Source organism: Paenibacillus polymyxa (assembly GCF_001719045.1).
GTDB lineage: Bacteria > Bacillota > Bacilli > Paenibacillales > Paenibacillaceae > Paenibacillus > Paenibacillus polymyxa_B.
The window spans coordinates 5056890-5073164 of the sequence record NZ_CP015423.1; the positions used below are offsets into that span (position 1 = coordinate 5056890).

Annotated in this window: 16 protein-coding genes; all 16 read left to right on the forward strand. The window is 45.7% G+C overall.

Annotated elements, in window-relative coordinates; genetic code table 11:
• The first annotated feature begins 38 nt into the window (after nt 1-38).
• Nucleotides 39-887: a ClpP family protease gene (locus AOU00_RS22940; RefSeq protein ID WP_061829429.1), complete on the forward strand. Its 849-nt coding sequence runs from the start codon at nt 39-41 to the stop codon at nt 885-887.
• On the forward strand, nt 884-1096 hold the full coding sequence (locus AOU00_RS22945) for a YlzJ-like family protein (protein WP_061829428.1): 213 nt from the start codon (nt 884-886) through the stop codon (nt 1094-1096). The genes AOU00_RS22940 and AOU00_RS22945 overlap by 4 nt, the downstream gene beginning before the upstream one ends.
• 103 nt (nt 1097-1199) lie before the next feature.
• Nucleotides 1200-3878 carry an FtsK/SpoIIIE family DNA translocase gene (locus AOU00_RS22950; protein ID WP_061829427.1) on the forward strand — a complete coding sequence of 893 codons (2679 nt, stop codon included), beginning with the start codon at nt 1200-1202 and terminating at the stop codon, nt 3876-3878.
• Nucleotides 3879-4103: 225 nt separating this feature from the next.
• Nucleotides 4104-4955 (forward strand): spore cortex-lytic enzyme, encoded by an 852-nt coding sequence (gene sleB / locus AOU00_RS22955; protein ID WP_061829426.1) that lies wholly within the window; start codon nt 4104-4106, stop codon nt 4953-4955.
• Nucleotides 4956-5120: 165 nt separating this feature from the next.
• Nucleotides 5121-6401 carry an EF-P 5-aminopentanol modification-associated protein YfmF gene (gene yfmF / locus AOU00_RS22960; protein WP_061829425.1) on the forward strand — a complete coding sequence of 427 codons (1281 nt, stop codon included), beginning with the start codon at nt 5121-5123 and terminating at the stop codon, nt 6399-6401.
• A gap of 2 nt (nt 6402-6403) precedes the next feature.
• Nucleotides 6404-7684: an EF-P 5-aminopentanol modification-associated protein YfmH gene (yfmH, locus tag AOU00_RS22965; RefSeq protein WP_061829424.1), complete on the forward strand. Its 1281-nt coding sequence runs from the start codon at nt 6404-6406 to the stop codon at nt 7682-7684.
• 20 nt (nt 7685-7704) lie between these two features.
• Nucleotides 7705-8472: an elongation factor P 5-aminopentanone reductase gene (ymfI, locus tag AOU00_RS22970; protein WP_061829423.1), complete on the forward strand. Its 768-nt coding sequence runs from the start codon at nt 7705-7707 to the stop codon at nt 8470-8472.
• Between the two features lie 100 nt (nt 8473-8572).
• Entirely contained in the window at nt 8573-8827 is a 255-nt protein-coding gene (locus AOU00_RS22975) for a DUF3243 domain-containing protein (RefSeq protein WP_013309950.1), read from the forward strand.
• Nucleotides 8828-9054: 227 nt separating this feature from the next.
• The gene (locus AOU00_RS22980; RefSeq protein ID WP_013370747.1) at nt 9055-9828 is read left to right on the forward strand and encodes a DUF3388 domain-containing protein; all 774 of its coding nucleotides are present in this window, start codon (nt 9055-9057) and stop codon (nt 9826-9828) included.
• Between the two features lie 30 nt (nt 9829-9858).
• The gene (locus tag AOU00_RS22985) at nt 9859-10959 is read left to right on the forward strand and encodes a helix-turn-helix domain-containing protein (protein ID WP_069291740.1); all 1101 of its coding nucleotides are present in this window, start codon (nt 9859-9861) and stop codon (nt 10957-10959) included.
• A gap of 84 nt (nt 10960-11043) precedes the next feature.
• A complete protein-coding gene (locus AOU00_RS26725) occupies nt 11044-11208 on the forward strand; it encodes a hypothetical protein (protein WP_023988236.1) in 165 nt (54 codons plus the stop codon).
• Nucleotides 11209-11352: 144 nt separating this feature from the next.
• On the forward strand, nt 11353-11844 hold the full coding sequence (locus AOU00_RS22990; RefSeq protein WP_013309953.1) for a YajQ family cyclic di-GMP-binding protein: 492 nt from the start codon (nt 11353-11355) through the stop codon (nt 11842-11844).
• A 210-nt stretch (nt 11845-12054) separates the two neighbouring features.
• The gene (gene pgsA / locus AOU00_RS22995; protein WP_013309954.1) at nt 12055-12642 is read left to right on the forward strand and encodes a CDP-diacylglycerol--glycerol-3-phosphate 3-phosphatidyltransferase; all 588 of its coding nucleotides are present in this window, start codon (nt 12055-12057) and stop codon (nt 12640-12642) included.
• A 95-nt stretch (nt 12643-12737) separates the two neighbouring features.
• A complete protein-coding gene (locus AOU00_RS23000; protein WP_069291741.1) occupies nt 12738-14006 on the forward strand; it encodes a competence/damage-inducible protein A in 1269 nt (422 codons plus the stop codon).
• A 242-nt stretch (nt 14007-14248) separates the two neighbouring features.
• On the forward strand, nt 14249-15310 hold the full coding sequence (gene recA / locus AOU00_RS23005) for a recombinase RecA (protein WP_023988239.1): 1062 nt from the start codon (nt 14249-14251) through the stop codon (nt 15308-15310).
• Nucleotides 15311-15505: 195 nt separating this feature from the next.
• Nucleotides 15506-16255, forward strand: a complete 750-nt coding sequence (locus tag AOU00_RS23010; RefSeq protein WP_061829419.1) for a regulatory protein RecX — start codon at nt 15506-15508, stop codon at nt 16253-16255.
• The last annotated feature ends 20 nt before the right edge of the window (nt 16256-16275 follow it).

A 16275-nucleotide genomic window follows, 5' to 3' on the forward strand; every position in this document is an offset into this window, starting at 1 on the left:
GTCATATAGATGCGTAAAGCGAAAGGAAGATCACCCATATGGAACAATACAGCAATCTAACATCTGGCAATGAGGAAACCGAAGCGCCAGATCAACCAGAAATTGGGCAAAGACCCGCTTTACCTGCTATGGAGGCTTTGCAGCAACTGGGTCAAACCTCCATGCCTGGAGGCGAGTCCAATATTTTTTGCATGACGATTATCGGTCAAATTGAAGGGCATCTCATTTTGCCGCCTCAAAACAAAACGACAAAATATGAGCACATTATTCCCCAGTTGGTAGCGGCAGAACAAAATCCTCGTATCGAAGGATTAATGATTTTGCTGAATACAGTTGGTGGTGATGTAGAGGCAGGACTGGCTATTGCTGAAATGATCGCATCGATGAGTAAACCAACGGTGACCATTGTCATAGGTGGGGGGCATAGCATCGGTGTGCCTATTGCTGTGTCTTCCACTTATTCCTACATTGCGGAGAGTGCGACGATGACCATTCATCCCATTCGTATGAGCGGTCTGGTCATTGGAGTACCACAAACTTTTGAATACATGGAAAAAATGCAGGAACGTGTTGTACGCTTCGTCGTTTCTCATTCTCGTATTACAGAAGAGCAGTTTAAGGAATTAATGTTTAAAACCGGTGAGTTAAACCGCGATATTGGTACAGCGGTTGGAGGAGCTGATGCAGTGAAGTATGGATTGATGGACGCGGTTGGAGGCATCGGAGAGGCTTTAAAACAGCTGAACACCATTATTGAAACGCGGCGTCAGCAAAACGGGATCGCTGGGATTCAACAGCAGGCTCCGTATGCTCCTTTTTCTCCTAGTGCCACAGGAACTCCTACAGAGACACTGTCAGGGGAGCCTAGCGGGGAGCTACCACAATGACACTATATACTGTAATGCCAATGGAAATGGTATGGCAAGGGATGTGGAAAGAGGCTGAGGAGTTTGCAGAGGTTCGGGTAGACGGTCTACTTATGCAAGTACAGCCGCTTGAAAGTCGTCGGGGGATCATTGTACGGTTGTTGGACTGTCCGTTGGAAGCCTACCTGAATCCGCGTTATGGACCAGGTCAAGTCATCGAGTGGTCGTAGAAGGTGTCGAGTAGTATAGAAATAGGTCATTTACTGTTGAAAAAGAACATATGTGCGGATACCGGGTGACGTGGTATAATATTCTTCTGGGGGGTGACCTTGTATGTCCAGAAGAAGAAAAAGAAAAAAGAAAGCCGCATTTGGCGGAGTTCTAAAATTTGAAATTTACGGCATTGTGCTGATTACATTAGCGGTCATTGCGTTGTCGGGTGAAGCGGCGGTTGGTCGGTCGTTATCCAAGATGTTTGGGCTCGTACTGGGGAAATTCTATTTTGTTATCCCTCTCATTGGCATTTATTATGGTCTGATGGTGATGATTCACCGCAAGTGGCCGAACCAGTGGAACTCCCGTAAAACGGGTTTGCTCCTGTTAGTATTTGCCTTTACACTTATGAGTTCTATTTCATCTATGGAGCAGCGTTTGGGGCCGATCAACGCGCTTCAGCCGGGCGGAGTGATGACCCAGATACATATAGATATGCGTGAGCAGTTGCTGTCGCCTGACCAGCAGGGTCATACCTCAATGCTGAACAAGGATATCAGCGGGGGTTACGTAGGCGCATTGCAGCTTACTGTTCTGTTATGGCTGTTTGGTCTCACGGGAGCTAAACTGATCATGATTGTTATGTTCGTCATTTGTTTCATGCTGATGACCCAACTGTCCTATGTGGATTTGGTACGGATTGTAAAAACCAAGCTGCTGACAGCCGGGGGAAGCGTGCGCAAAAAATGGACTGGTAAAGCTACTCCGCTTTCAGCATCTAGCAAAGGTAGTGGAAATAGAAAAATCAAGTCTGAGCCCATTCCTGCCTATGAGGAAGACATGGATGATGACTTTGACGAAATGCAGCCTCCTGCACGCAAACAGCCGATTTTCTTTCAGTTGTTTGGTCTCAAAAATTCAGATAAAGCGGACAAGGATGAGCATTCCGTCGATACGGATGAGGATGATCATGATCTTCCATATGAAGCTGAGGACGCGCAGGCCCAGTGGAGAAACGGCAACCAGAGTGAAGAGATGTCTGACGTAGTCGAACATGTTGAGCAGGAAGCTGCAACTCCGGTAAAAAGGTCGCCGATTATTAGGGATTTCTTCGAACAAGTAAAGCATGAGGAAAGAAGACCGGAAGCTGAATTTGGAGAGTCCCTGACAGGAGCAGAGCAGACAACTTCCATTATTGACGAATCCCTGGATGATGACTTTGTGGATGCCAATGCAAATACGGATATGGATGATTCGACAGCGATCCAGGGGACATTAGAAGGTGCTCAGGGACAAGCTCAGACGATTGCAACTGGGGTGGCAGGCGAAGAGGCTGAAGGTAACCATACAGCTATTCCGGCTCCGCCGCCGCCTAAACCGTACAAGCTCCCATCATTTCGTTTACTTGCTAAACCACAAAACGCAGGCAAAGGTATGGGACAAAAGGATTACATGCAAACGGCACGCAAGCTGGAGGCAACGCTGGAAAGCTTCGGTGTCCGGGCGAAGGTGCTGGAGGTTGTCCGTGGCCCTGCCGTAACGCGTTATGAAATTCAGCCGGACATTGGAGTAAAGGTCAGCCGCATTGTGAGTCTGACGGATGACATTGCGCTTGCGCTTGCTGCCAAAGATATCCGTATGGAGGCTCCGATTCCTGGGAAATCTGCTATCGGAATTGAGGTTCCGAATAATGAAGTTTCCATTGTAACGATGCGTGAGGTAATGGAGACAACCGTTTTCCAGGAGTCAGCTTCCAATTTATCTATTGCATTCGGACGTGATATCGCAGGACAGACGATTGTCGGTAATTTGGCCAAGATGCCCCATCTGCTTGTAGCTGGGGCAACAGGTTCGGGTAAATCAGTGTGTATCAATGGGATCATTACGAGTATTTTATACAAAGCAAAGCCGGATGAGGTCAAATTTTTGATGGTCGATCCTAAAATGGTGGAGTTGAACGTGTACAACGGAATCCCGCATTTGTTGGCTCCGGTCGTGACTGATCCAAAGCGAGCCTCACTTGCATTGAAGAAAATTGTAGTTGAAATGGAAAAAAGATATGAGTTATTTTCCAAATCAGGAACCCGTAATATTGAGGGCTATAATAATCTGATGAAAGATAACCCGGATGCATTTCTGCCTTACATCGTCGTTATTGTGGACGAGTTGGCAGATTTAATGATGGTAGCTGCGGGAGATGTGGAGGATGCGATTGCACGACTTGCCCAAATGGCGCGTGCAGCAGGCATCCACCTTATCATTGCAACGCAAAGACCTTCGGTTGACGTAATTACCGGGGTGATTAAAGCCAATATTCCTTCACGTATTGCCTTCGGCGTTTCCTCGCAGGTAGACTCCCGTACCATATTGGACATGGGTGGAGCCGAGAAGCTACTCGGACGTGGTGATATGCTGTTCATGCCAATGGGTGCTTCCAAACCAGTCCGCGTTCAGGGAGCATTCATGAGCGATCAAGAAGTCGAAAATATTGTTAGCTACGTACGTGAACAGGGTGAAGCGCAGTATGATGAAACGCTAGTGCCGGAGGTGGAAGAAGTATCGGCTGATGCAGATGAAATGCTGGATGAGCTGTACGATCAGGCGGTCAACATCATTTTAGAGGCTAAACAAGCTTCCGTTTCGCTCCTTCAGCGCCGTATGCGGATCGGTTATACACGTGCTGCTCGACTGATTGACTCCATGGAAGCTCGCGGAGTCATCGGCCCTTACGAGGGCAGCAAGCCCCGTGAGGTCCTTATCTCAATGGAGCAATATCAGCAAAATAAAGTAAGTTCCTAAGCATGATCTCTATCCAGCACTACATTAAAACGCTGTTTGTTCGCATGGTGGTTGTTCTAATATGACAACTCCAAGTGCACAAACAGCGTTTTTTTGTGATGTTTTTTGAGGTGTGGCGACTACCTGCTGAAAGAAGATTAAAAGGGTGAATAGCTTTAAGCGGAGCTTGTCATAATAAACGTAGCCATCCTGTTAATCCCACAAAAGAAAGGTAGAGCGCAGCATATGAAAAAGACAATGGTCTGGATTTGCACGGGTATCCTCGCAGCCTCGGCTATTACGTACACAGGACTTTTTAAAAGTGACTCTGCACAGCAGCAAGCAGAGCCGCTGAGCACACAGCAGAAAGTACAAGCGGCGCAACCTTCCCAGCCGACATTCAGCTCGGGAGCGGTTGATTTTGGATCTTACGGTCAGGATGTATATGAGTTGCAATCACGTTTGAAGTTGCTGGGCTTTTTTGGCGGGAAAGTGGACAGCCATTTTGGCAGCAGTACACTAAAAGCTGTCAAGGGTTTTCAAAAGGAATTTGGCATCCGTCCTGATGGAGTGGTCGGAGCAAAGACGAAATTAAAGCTGGTGAATGCTACTCCTAACTGGAAGCCAACGGAAACTCCTATGCATCGTAACAATCAAGGTTCCGCTCAGGGACAGACAGCAGACAATAACGATAAAGCGGATCAAAATGATGAAACGATGGGATCGGCCAACACCATGGGACTATCTGAAAACGATCTTAAAATTATGGCCAACGCGGTCTACGGTGAATCCCGCGGCGAGCCGTTTGAAGGACAAGTTGCCGTCGCGGCTGTTATTTTGAACAGGGTCAAGTCACCTAGCTTTCCCAACTCACCATCTGGAGTGATTTTTCAACCAGGAGCTTTCACAGCAGTAGCAGACGGTCAAATCTGGCTCACACCGAATGAGAATGCACAAAAGGCGGTACGCCAAGCCCTGAACGGCTGGGATCCAAGCGGAGGATGTCTCTATTATTTTAACCCAAAAACAGCCACCTCTAAATGGATTTGGTCCCGTCCGCAGGTGAAAACCATCGGGGAACATATTTTTTGCATGTAAAACGCCGAAGCAGCCGGGAGCTTGTCTCCGGTTGCTTCTTGGCTTTTGCATGGTTAGAATAAAGATTGGTACACTTTACCTCTTTACAGGAGGAAGATTCACAGCAACTAATGCTTTGCTAATCAAAGGCTAGACGCAAATTGACGTCACAAAGGAGTTTTGGACTTGAACAAAACAGGTTTCGAGCGTGGCACACGCAGACAACTGAGGATTCATGTACTGCCGACCAAGCGCTTTAAGACGTTTGCTATATCATTGTATGTAGGCACTCCGCTACGGGAGGACACCGTAACTCGAGTGGGGCTGGTACCTTTCGTTCTGCGACGGGGTACAGAATCGTATCCGCAGACTACACAATTCAGAGAACAGTTAGAGCAATTGTATGGCGCGGGTTTCGGTTTCGATGTGTATAAACGTGGAGATTATCAGATCGTGCAATTTCGCATGGATACGATTAATGACAGCTTTGTAAATAGTCCAGATAGTTTACTGGATCGTTCGTTTTCTTTTCTCGGAGAAGTGCTAACGAAGCCTGCATTGGAAAATGGTGCATTTCAAACGGGATACGTCCAGCAGGAACGAGAAAATGTGCGTAAGAAGCTGGAATCTATAGTTAACGATAAAATACGTTATGCTGGTGAGCGCTGTATGGAGGAAATGTGCAAGGATGAGCCTTATCGTCTGCACCCTCTTGGTCAACGATCTGATCTGGACAGTATAGATGCACAGAGCTTGTATAAGGCTTATGGAGAATGGCTGGATCATGCCAGCATGGATTTATACGTTGTGGGAGATACGACGCTAGAAGAAGTTGAGAAGTTTGTTGATCGCTATTTTCAATTGAATCGTTCAGCGGAAACAGGGTATGTTCCTGAACAGCCCAAGTCGGTAGAGCGTGATGTTCAAACCGTTGTAGAGCGTCTTGATGTGAACCAGGGCAAGCTCAACATGGGGTTGCGCACCCCTATTACGTATGGAGACGATCGCTATGCTTCCGCTCTGATGTACAATGGCATTTTGGGCGGGTATCCGCATTCAAAGTTGTTCGTTAATGTGAGGGAGAAGGAAAGTTTGGCGTATTACGCTTCATCACGGTATGACGGGCATAAAGGTATTGGTACGATTCAATCTGGTATTGAAATTCCTAATTATGAAAAAGCGGTTACTATTATCCGCAAGCAACTGGAAGATACGCAAAACGGAGCGATTACTGAGCTGGAAATGACCCAAACGCAGGCGATGATTCGCAACTTGCTAAAGGAGATGCAGGATTCCGCTTTTGAAATGATCGCCTATGATTTTAACAGACAGCTTTCCGGTAAAGAACGGACAGTAGATGAGCTGCTGAGTCAGGTGGAGGCAGTCAAGGTGCAGGATGTTCAGGATGCCGCCCGGACGTTCCGACTGGACACTATTTATTTCTTGAGAGACCAGAAGGGGGAATAGCGGTGGAGCATATACCTTACGAGCATTTGCAGGAAACGCTGTACTATGAAGTAATGGATAACGGTTTACACGTTTATGTGTTGCCCAAACCGGGTTTTCAGAAGACATACGCCACATTTGCAACTAAATACGGCTCAGTTGATAATCATTTCCGCGTAGAAGGTCAACAGCCCGTAAAGGTGCCGGATGGCATAGCCCATTTTTTGGAGCATAAAATGTTTGAAGAGCCTGAAGGCGATATTTTTGCTACCTTCTCTTCTAATGGGGCATCGGCGAACGCATTTACCAGCTTTGATCAAACAGTATATCTGTTTTCGGCAACCGAGCGTATTCAAGAAAATTTGACCACGCTGGTCAATTTTGTGCAGCATCCTTACTTTACAGATGAAAATGTAGAAAAGGAAAAAGGCATTATTGGCCAGGAAATTAATATGTATGAAGATAACCCTGATTGGCGGAGTTACTTTGGTCTGATCGAGGCGTTGTACAAGGTTCATCCGGTGCATATTGATATCGCAGGTACTGTTCAATCCATCAGTACGATTACAAAAGAAACGCTGTACAGTTGCTATGAAGCTTTCTACCACCCAAGCAATATGATTCTTTTTGTAGTGGGCGGAGTGGATCCAGCTGAAGTAATAGAGCTGGTACGTAACAATCAGGCCAAAAAGGACTATAAGCCGCAGGGAGAGATTGAGCGGATTTTCGACGATGAACCCACTACAGTTGCAGAACCACGTCGTGAGGTGAAGCTGGCCGTTTCTCTGCCAAAGCTACTGTTTGGATTCAAGGAGGCTGAAGTAGGCCTAACGGGTGAAGAATTACTTCGTCATGATCTGGAAACCAAGCTGATGCTTGATCTCCTGTTTGGTTCCAGTACACAACTATATCAAAAGCTCTACGATGAGGATCTGATTTCGGACAGTTTTGGTCATGAGTACAATAGTACGCAGCAATATGCATTCTCTGCAATCGGCGGGGATACCAAAGACCCGGATCGGCTGTTGGCGAGAATACGTGAAGAGGTGGAGTCCATTCAGAAGCAGGGCTTTGCAGCAGAACATTTTGAACGGGCACGCAAAAAGAAAATCGGTGGTTATCTGCGTACACTCAATTCACCAGAAAATATTGCACATGAATTTACAAGACATCGCTTCCGGGGCGGCGATTTTTTCCAACTGCTCCCTATTTATGAAAGTATCACGCTCGAGGATGTAAATCGCCGTCTAAAAGACCATATCCAGTGGGATCAACTCGCAATATCACTAGTGGTGAGTCCGTAATGTCCAGGGAGAGGGAAACGATGACCACCGAGGGCGGAGAATTAAAAGCAATTGGCGATACAACGGTGCTGATTACAGGAGCCAGTGGCGGAATTGGTGCGGCTATTGCTGAGCGTTTTGCAGCTGTAGGGATGAATGTTGTCATTCACTACATGAAGTCCCATGAAAAAGCAAATGAAGTTGCCCGTCGTTGCATGGCTTATTCAGGCAAGGTAATGACCGTGTCAGCGGATCTGCGGAGCAAGGAGCAGATCGAACGCATGCGGGAAAAGCTGGATAATCACGGGATGAAGCCGGATATTCTTGTGAACAACGCCGGATTATCTCATTATGGGCTGTTGACAGATGTTTCGGAAGAGGAATGGGACGAAGTGATGGCCGTCAATGTTAAGGGAACCTTTCTGTGCACGCAGGTTTTTATGCCACATATGATTTCCCAACGCTATGGCCGCATTGTGAATGTTTCCTCCGTGTGGGGGATATGTGGCGCATCGTGCGAGGTGTTGTATTCCACCACCAAGGGAGGCATTAACGCTTTCACTAAAGCGCTGGCTCAAGAGGTAGCACCTTCCGGGGTGACAGTGAATGCTGTAGCTCCAGGTGCAGTGGATACGTCGATGCTGGATCATTTGGATAAAGGCGAAATTACCAGTTTGGAAGAAGAAATTCCTGCCGGACGTTTGGCTCGACCTGATGAAATATCGTCCCTGGTTTATTTTCTTGCGCTTCCTGAGTCAGGTTATATTAATGGCCAGGTCATAAGTCCTAATGGAGGATGGGTGACTTAAGGGATAGCGCTTGGAGGAATCCACCAGTATAGTAAGCGTCTGAGAAGAGCATATTATAACTGTTGATTTTAAATCTGAATCATCTAAGGAGGATTTAAGTATGTCAACAGTTGTTCAGAATTTTGATGTTTGGAAAAAGTTCCTTGGTCAGCGTGTAGAGCAAGCGGAGAAGCTGGGAATCAGCCAAGATACCATTTCAGAGCTTGCTTATGAAATCGGTGATTTTCTGGATGAGAAGGTCGATCCAGCCAACCACTCCAACCGCGCACTGAAAGAACTGTGGGGAGTTGCCGATGAGGACGAGCGTCACACCATCGCCCGGCTAATGGTTAAATTGGCTAAGAGCAACGCATAAGTAGGAACCAACATGAAAAGCTCCCTTTTGGGGGCTTTTCTGTAATGGTTACAGAGCTGTTCTTGTAATTCCATTGTAATTTATATATCATAAACGTGATTGAGGCTTACAACACAATGTAGCCTATTGAATTTCAATAATTGGTTTTGTCGAAAGATGTTATTTTATGATACAATAATGCTTTGATTTGGAGTTGTTGACGGTTTGAATGTGAATGAGGTGCTAACGTGACGGAAGAAACGAAACAGTGGTACATGGAGTACAAGATACATAAAAATCGACCCGGACTGCTGGGAGACATTGCTTCCATGCTTGGTATTCTGGGGGTTAATATACTGACAATCAACGGTGTTGAAGGCGAAAGACGGGGGATGTTGCTTGAAACGGACGATGACGAGAAAATACGCATTCTCGGAGACACGTTAAAAAAAGCGAGCAACATTACAGTCACGGCCTTACGTGCTCCGAGACTGGTTGATATATTGGCAGTAAGACACGGCCGTTACATCGATCGGGATTCAGATGATCGTAAAACATTTCGCTTTACACGCGATGAGCTTGGGTTGCTGGTCGATTTTTTGGGTGAAGTATTAAAGAGGGACGGCAATCAGGTGATCGGTCTTCGCGGGATGCCGCGTGTGGGCAAAACGGAATCCATTATTGCCAGTAGTGTATGCGCAATGAAGCGTTGGACTTTTGTGTCTTCAACGTTACTACGACAGACGGTGCGCAGTCAGCTCTCTGAAGAAGAAATGAACCCAAACAATGTGTTTATTATTGATGGTATTGTGAGTACAATTCGGTCAAATGAAAGACATTATCACCTGCTTCAGGAAATCATGAGCATGCCAAGTACTAAAGTGATTGAGCATCCTGATGTATTTGTACGTGAATCAGGATACAGCTTTGACGATTTCAATATCATTATTGAACTTCGCAATAATCCGGCTGAGGAAATTATTTATGATACCTTTACAGCCAGTTATACAGAAGATCTTTAAATAAGCGTAATTATACAAGGAGATGATGACATGTTAGAACTGGGTCAGCAATTAAAGGAGGCCCGGCTGCAAAAAGGATTGAGCCTTGACGATGTTCAGGAAATGACGAAGATACGCAAACGTTATCTGGAAGCCATTGAGACGGGCGATTACAAAGTGCTGCCGGGAAGCTTTTATGTCAGAGCTTTTATTAAAACATACGCTGAAACGGTCGGGTTGAACCCCGATGAGATTCTGGAAGGGCATCAAAGCAATGTGCCTGAACCTGAGCCGGAAGCAGTCATGGAGCCTGTTACACAGAAACGCTCCAGCCGTCCCGCCACAATTGGTAATCTTAAATGGTTGCCTACAGCGTTAATGTGGCTTTTTCTAGTTCTCATTGTTGGGGTTATTTATGCTTATTGGGTGAGCAACAACCATTCAACTCCAAAAACAGCAGAAAACACAACGCCGATTACAACACCAAGTACAACACCAAGTACAACACCAAGTACAACGCCAAGTACAACGCCAAGCACGTCTACTCCTGATACCACTACGACACAGCCGAACAACGGTCAAACGACGGCTCCAAATGGTGCTGGTGGGCAGACTCCTGATGCGGGGCAAACCGGCCAAACTCAGCCAGATGGTACGGGGAGTACGGGTGCTACTACTCCAGATACTGGACAGCAGCCGGATACGACTACGCCACAACAAGGTGTAACTGTGGCACAGGACGGCAAGCAAGGCAAGACGACGATTTTCAAAGTTTCCAGTGCAACGGGAGCAGCGGTCAAGGTTGATATTAAAGCGACGGGCGAAAGCTGGCTTGAAGTGTACAAGGGAGAAAATTCCCGTGGAGAAAAGCTGAGTTATGGTATGACTAAAAGTGGAGATGCCATGTCTTTCGATATTGGTCCAGAAGGTTTATATATCAAATCAGGACGGTCTTCTGCCACAGATATTTCCGTAGCAGGTCAACCGATAACAGATAATAAATCGACTACACGTGTACTGATACAGCAAGGAGAAGCTTCCACGACCGGAACGAGTGCAGGGGTAACGGGCTCACCTGCAGATTCTTTGACAGGTAGCAGTACGGATTCAACACAAAGTGGTACAGATTCTACAACTACTGATGGTGAATAAACGCCTTGGTGCGAGGAAATACTAATGACTGTAATTCCTGGAAAGGCAGTCATTTCATTTTCCGCAAAGTGAGGTGTATACGTTATGACCGTCAGCTGGATTGTGACTGGGCTCGGTATCATTGTCAGTTTACTGGGCTATTATCTGACACCGAATGCATGGGGCTATGGCATACTGGGCTTTGGTCTTGCTCACATTGTGCTTGGACTTTTGGATATGTTCCGAACTCCAACACGAAGCCATAATTAGATATTTTGACCGTAATTGAAATAAAGGCGTTTTTGTCAGGAAAACTGGCAAGAACGCCTTTTTAGTCAACGGATTATTGGATTTTTGTAAATGACTAGCCTATAATTAGATATTGAACTTTGTTGTGGAAAGGGAAGTGAAACGATGGCTTCAGAAAATTCATTTGATATCGTCTCCAAAATGGATATGCAGGAGTTAACTAATGCGGTTCATCAGACGGAGCGTGAAATTGAAACACGATTTGATTTCAAGGATAGCAAAAGTAGCCTCAAGCTTGAGAAAGAAGCTCTTACGATTGCATCGGAAGACGAGTACAAGCTGAATGCGGTGATTGATATTTTGCAATCTAAAATGGCCAAACGAGGTCTGTCCCTTAAAAATGTGGAGTATGGCAAATTGGAACCCGCTTCTCTAGGTTCAGTGCGTCAGCGTCTTTCGCTTAAGCAGGGAATTGATCAGGATAATGCCAAGAAAATTAATATTCTTATTCGGGACTCCAAGCTAAAAGTCAAAAGTCAGATTCAAGGTGATCAAATCCGAGTGACCGGAAAAAACAGGGATGATTTACAGGCGATCATTCAATTGCTACGTAAAGCTGATTTGCCATTGGAGCTTCAATTTACAAACATGAAATAAAGCCGTTTTCCCTCATATATTTTGTAGGAAAAAACGTTGCTTGATGTGCGGCAGGTTATTTTGACATGCGTTTTGCGCCATATTATACTTGTAACGAAAATGCAGACAATTCAGGTGTATAGCGCTCGTCGAAAGCGATTTACATAGGATTGAATTTAATCCGAAAACTGCCATTTGTAATCAAGTACGATAATCAGGGGAGAGTGTGTTGTGAATTTACCCAACAGAATTACAATAACGCGGATTTGCCTTATCCCGGTGATGATGCTGGCTTTGCTGGTGGACTTTGATTTTTATCCGCCGCCGATTGAGATCGGAGCTTTCAAGCTGCCGTATAATCAGCTGATTGCGGCTATCATTTTCCTTGTAGCAGCCAGCACGGATGGTCTTGACGGATATTTGGCACGTAAAAATAATATGGTCACCAATTTGGGCAAGCTGTTGGACCCCCTTGCTGATAAGCTTTTGGTAACCGCTATTTTGGTTTCCTTGGTAGAAATGGGGAAAATTGATTCATGGATTGTCGTTGTGATTGTTAGCCGTGAGTTTGCGGTTACGGGGCTGCGTCAGATTGCCTTACTGGATGGGTCTGTGGTTGCTGCAAGCAATTGGGGCAAATTAAAGACGATCATCCAGATCGTTGCTATTGTAGCGCTGCTCATTAATAATTTCCCGTTTGTTTTTCTTGGTATACCGTTTGATTTAATAGCGATATGGGCAGCAGTGTTGATCACCATTTATTCGGGTATTGATTATTTCGTGAAAAATATCCATTTGCTGAGCTCCTCCAAAGTTTAACAGGATAAATTTTATGGAAACAGCAATAGGGACTAAACTTATTGCTGTTTCTTTATATAATTCCCATAATATTCGCAGTACAGGAGGAAGAATTGATGAAAGCTGAAATAATTGCAGTAGGAACAGAGTTATTGCTCGGACAAATAGTGAATACAAATGCTCAATATTTGTCACAAGAGCTGGCTACAATTGGAATCGATGTATATTTTCAGACTGTGGTTGGCGATAACATAAATCGGCTTCAGGAAGCGATAAGAATTGCTCAGAAGCGTGCGGATATTATTTTGTTTTCCGGCGGTCTGGGGCCGACTCAGGATGATTTGACGAAAGAGGCGATAGCGGCTGTATTGGGGCGGAAATTGCACATAGATCGTCTTGCAATGGACAAGCTAGATCAATTTTTCCGTAACCGTGGGGTAGAAATGACCGAGAATAACCGCCGGCAGGCGCTTTCTATTGAAGGTGCTACTCCGCTTGAAAATGAGACAGGGCTAGCTGTGGGCGACGCGATTGCACAGGACGGTAAATTTTATGTAGTTTTGCCTGGACCGCCTAAGGAACTCAAACCCATGTTTGCAAACCAGGCGAAACCTTGGTTGCTTCAGCAGGCATTGAGCGGTGAGGAAATGCCAATTTATTCGAAAATGCTAAAATTTGCAGGGATCGGTGAGTCAGCTCTTGAAACCCATTTGTTAGATCTAATCCAATCCCAGACAGATCCCACGATTGCCCCTTATGCCAAGGAAGGGGAAGTCACGATCCGTATATCCACCAAGGCGGCCAGCGAAAGTGAAGCATTAATTAAGCTGACAGCTACGGAAGTAGAAATTCAGCAGCGTCTTTCGGAGTATATGTATGCAAGCGAGGATGTTGCGCTGGAGAAGGTTATCGTAGATCTAATGGCCAAACGCGAACTCACGGTGAGTGCGGCAGAAAGCTGTACAGGTGGAATGCTGATGGAACAGATTACTTCTATACCTGGCAGTGCTGCTATGTTTCAAGGTGGCATCGTGTGCTATTCCAATGAAATGAAGATGAAGTTACTCAACGTGCCTTATGATTATTTGGAAGGGGACCATGCGCCAGGCGCAGTGAGTAAGGAAGTAGCCCTTGTGCTTGCAGAGCAGGCGAGAATGATCATGGATAGCGATTTTGGACTTTCAGTTACTGGTGTAGCTGGGCCTGGGTATTCCGAACGGAAGCCAGTCGGTCTAGTGTATATTGGCATTGCTGAACGCGACAAGGAAACGGAAGTACATGAACTGAGACTGAGTGGCAACCGTGAAACAATCCGACTGCGATCAGTTAAAGCAATCCTGTACAGATTGTGGCGCAGGCTGGTAGAGAACGAGAAACTCTCTTAAACATCTATGTACAGTGTGACTCGTAGAGTTGTTTTAGATAGATATTCATGGTATAATCATCTTATCGGAAGAACCGTTGCAAAGCCTTTTGCCAGCGGTTCTTTTTTTGTTTTAAGAGACAGGTGTAATTATAGAAGAGAGTTGTACGAATAAAAAAAACGAATGTATGTTCGAAAAAATGCTTGGCAAGCGTGTCAAAACAAGGTATTATTAAAGTACAAACAATGAAGGATGTGAGTTTATTGTCAGATCGTCGTGCTGCGCTGGATATGGCGCTCCGTCAAATAGAAAAGCAATTTGGTAAAGGTTCCATTATGAAGTTGGGTGAGTCTACCCATATGCAAGTGGAAACGATCCCCAGTGGTTCGATTGCTTTGGATATTGCGTTAGGAACGGGCGGCTTTCCAAGAGGCCGGGTTATTGAAATATACGGACCGGAATCATCCGGTAAAACGACAGTAGCTCTTCACGCTATCGCAGAGGTGCAAAAAACAGGCGGACAAGCCGCCTTTATCGACGCCGAGCATGCGCTTGATCCGTCGTATGCAAGCAAGCTGGGTGTCAATATTGATGAGTTGTTACTATCGCAACCAGATACAGGAGAGCAGGCGCTTGAGATTGCCGAAGCCCTTGTACGTAGTGGAGCAGTAGACATTGTAGTTGTTGACTCCGTAGCGGCACTTGTGCCCAAGGCAGAGATTGAAGGCGAAATGGGAGATTCCCACGTTGGTCTTCAAGCACGTTTGATGTCTCAGGCATTGCGTAAGCTTTCTGGAGCTATTAATAAGTCGAAAACCATTGCTATTTTTATTAACCAGCTACGTGAAAAAGTAGGTGTTATGTTCGGTAACCCTGAAACAACACCAGGTGGACGTGCCTTGAAGTTTTACTCTACGGTACGTTTGGATGTTCGTCGTATTGAAAGTTTGAAAATGGGTAACGACATTGTGGGTAACCGCACACGTATTAAAGTCGTGAAGAACAAAGTTGCCCCTCCTTTCCGTCAGGCTGAGGTGGATATTATGTACGGTGAGGGTATTTCCAAAGAAGGTAGCTTGATCGATATCGGTACGGAGCATGACATTGTCGACAAGAGCGGAGCCTGGTATTCCTACGAAGGTGAGCGCCTTGGTCAGGGACGTGAGAATGCTAAACAATTTTTGAAGGAAAATCCGAATATTGCTAGTACGATCGAACAAAAAATTCGGGTGGCCAGCAATTTGATTACGACGGTTGCTCCGCCTACAGAAGAAGAGTTGGCACAGCAAGCGAAGGAAGAACAGGAATTGTTGGAGCTTGAATAAAGCTTGGTGAATCCTGGTTTGTGAACTGGGGCCAGGGTTATGGCACCGTCCGTTTGAATAGCATGATTCTGATGCCCTGCACAGTTGTGCAGGGCATTTTTGCATCAACTAAAATCTGCTTTGTCAGCGGAATCTAACTTTGCGTAGCAGGTGTTCAAAGGCTGCTTTCGTGAATTTCAAAGTGAGGGAAATATATTGCAGTTGGACGATGAAGATGAATACACTTCGGAAGCAAATAAGCAACAAGGGATTTCTCTTTTTCCGGATCATGAGGAATTGATGATTACTAGGGTAGAGCAGGGACAGGGACGCAAACGTGGAAGGTATATCATTCATTTTGGTCCGTATTCGCTGTCTGTATTAGAAGATGTAATGATCAAGTACAATATGTTCAAAGGAACGTCATTTGATAAAAAAGAACTGGAAGATATCGTTCTGGCAGATGAAAAGCAACAGGCTTATGTACTTGCGCTTCGCTATTTGGGGCGAAAGCCTCGCACACGTCAGGAAATTGCCCAACGTTTGTTACAAAAAGAACTGGATCAGTCTGTTATTGACGAAGTAATGGTTCGACTGCAAAGGGAACAACTCGTAGATGATGATTTATACGCCCGCCAATGGGCAAGGCAGCGCATAACTAGCCAACGTAAGGGTAAGATGTGGGTTAGGCAAGAACTTCGTCAGAAGGGCATCTCTAAAGCCTCTATTGGCGAAGCGTTAGGTGAGATCACCGATAATGAGGAGTGGGAGAGCGCTTTGACGGTCGGACGTAAGAAATGGAATCAGATACGTGGTGATATAATGGAGAAAAAAAGGAAAACCTACCCTTTTCTCATGAGACGCGGATATTCGGGGGATATGACACGCCGAGTGGTCAATCATCTCACTGCGGCCGAGCATGACGTTGCTTCAGATGACGAGGAATTGTTGCAGTGGGAGGAATAGTTGCCAAACGGCTGCTGAAC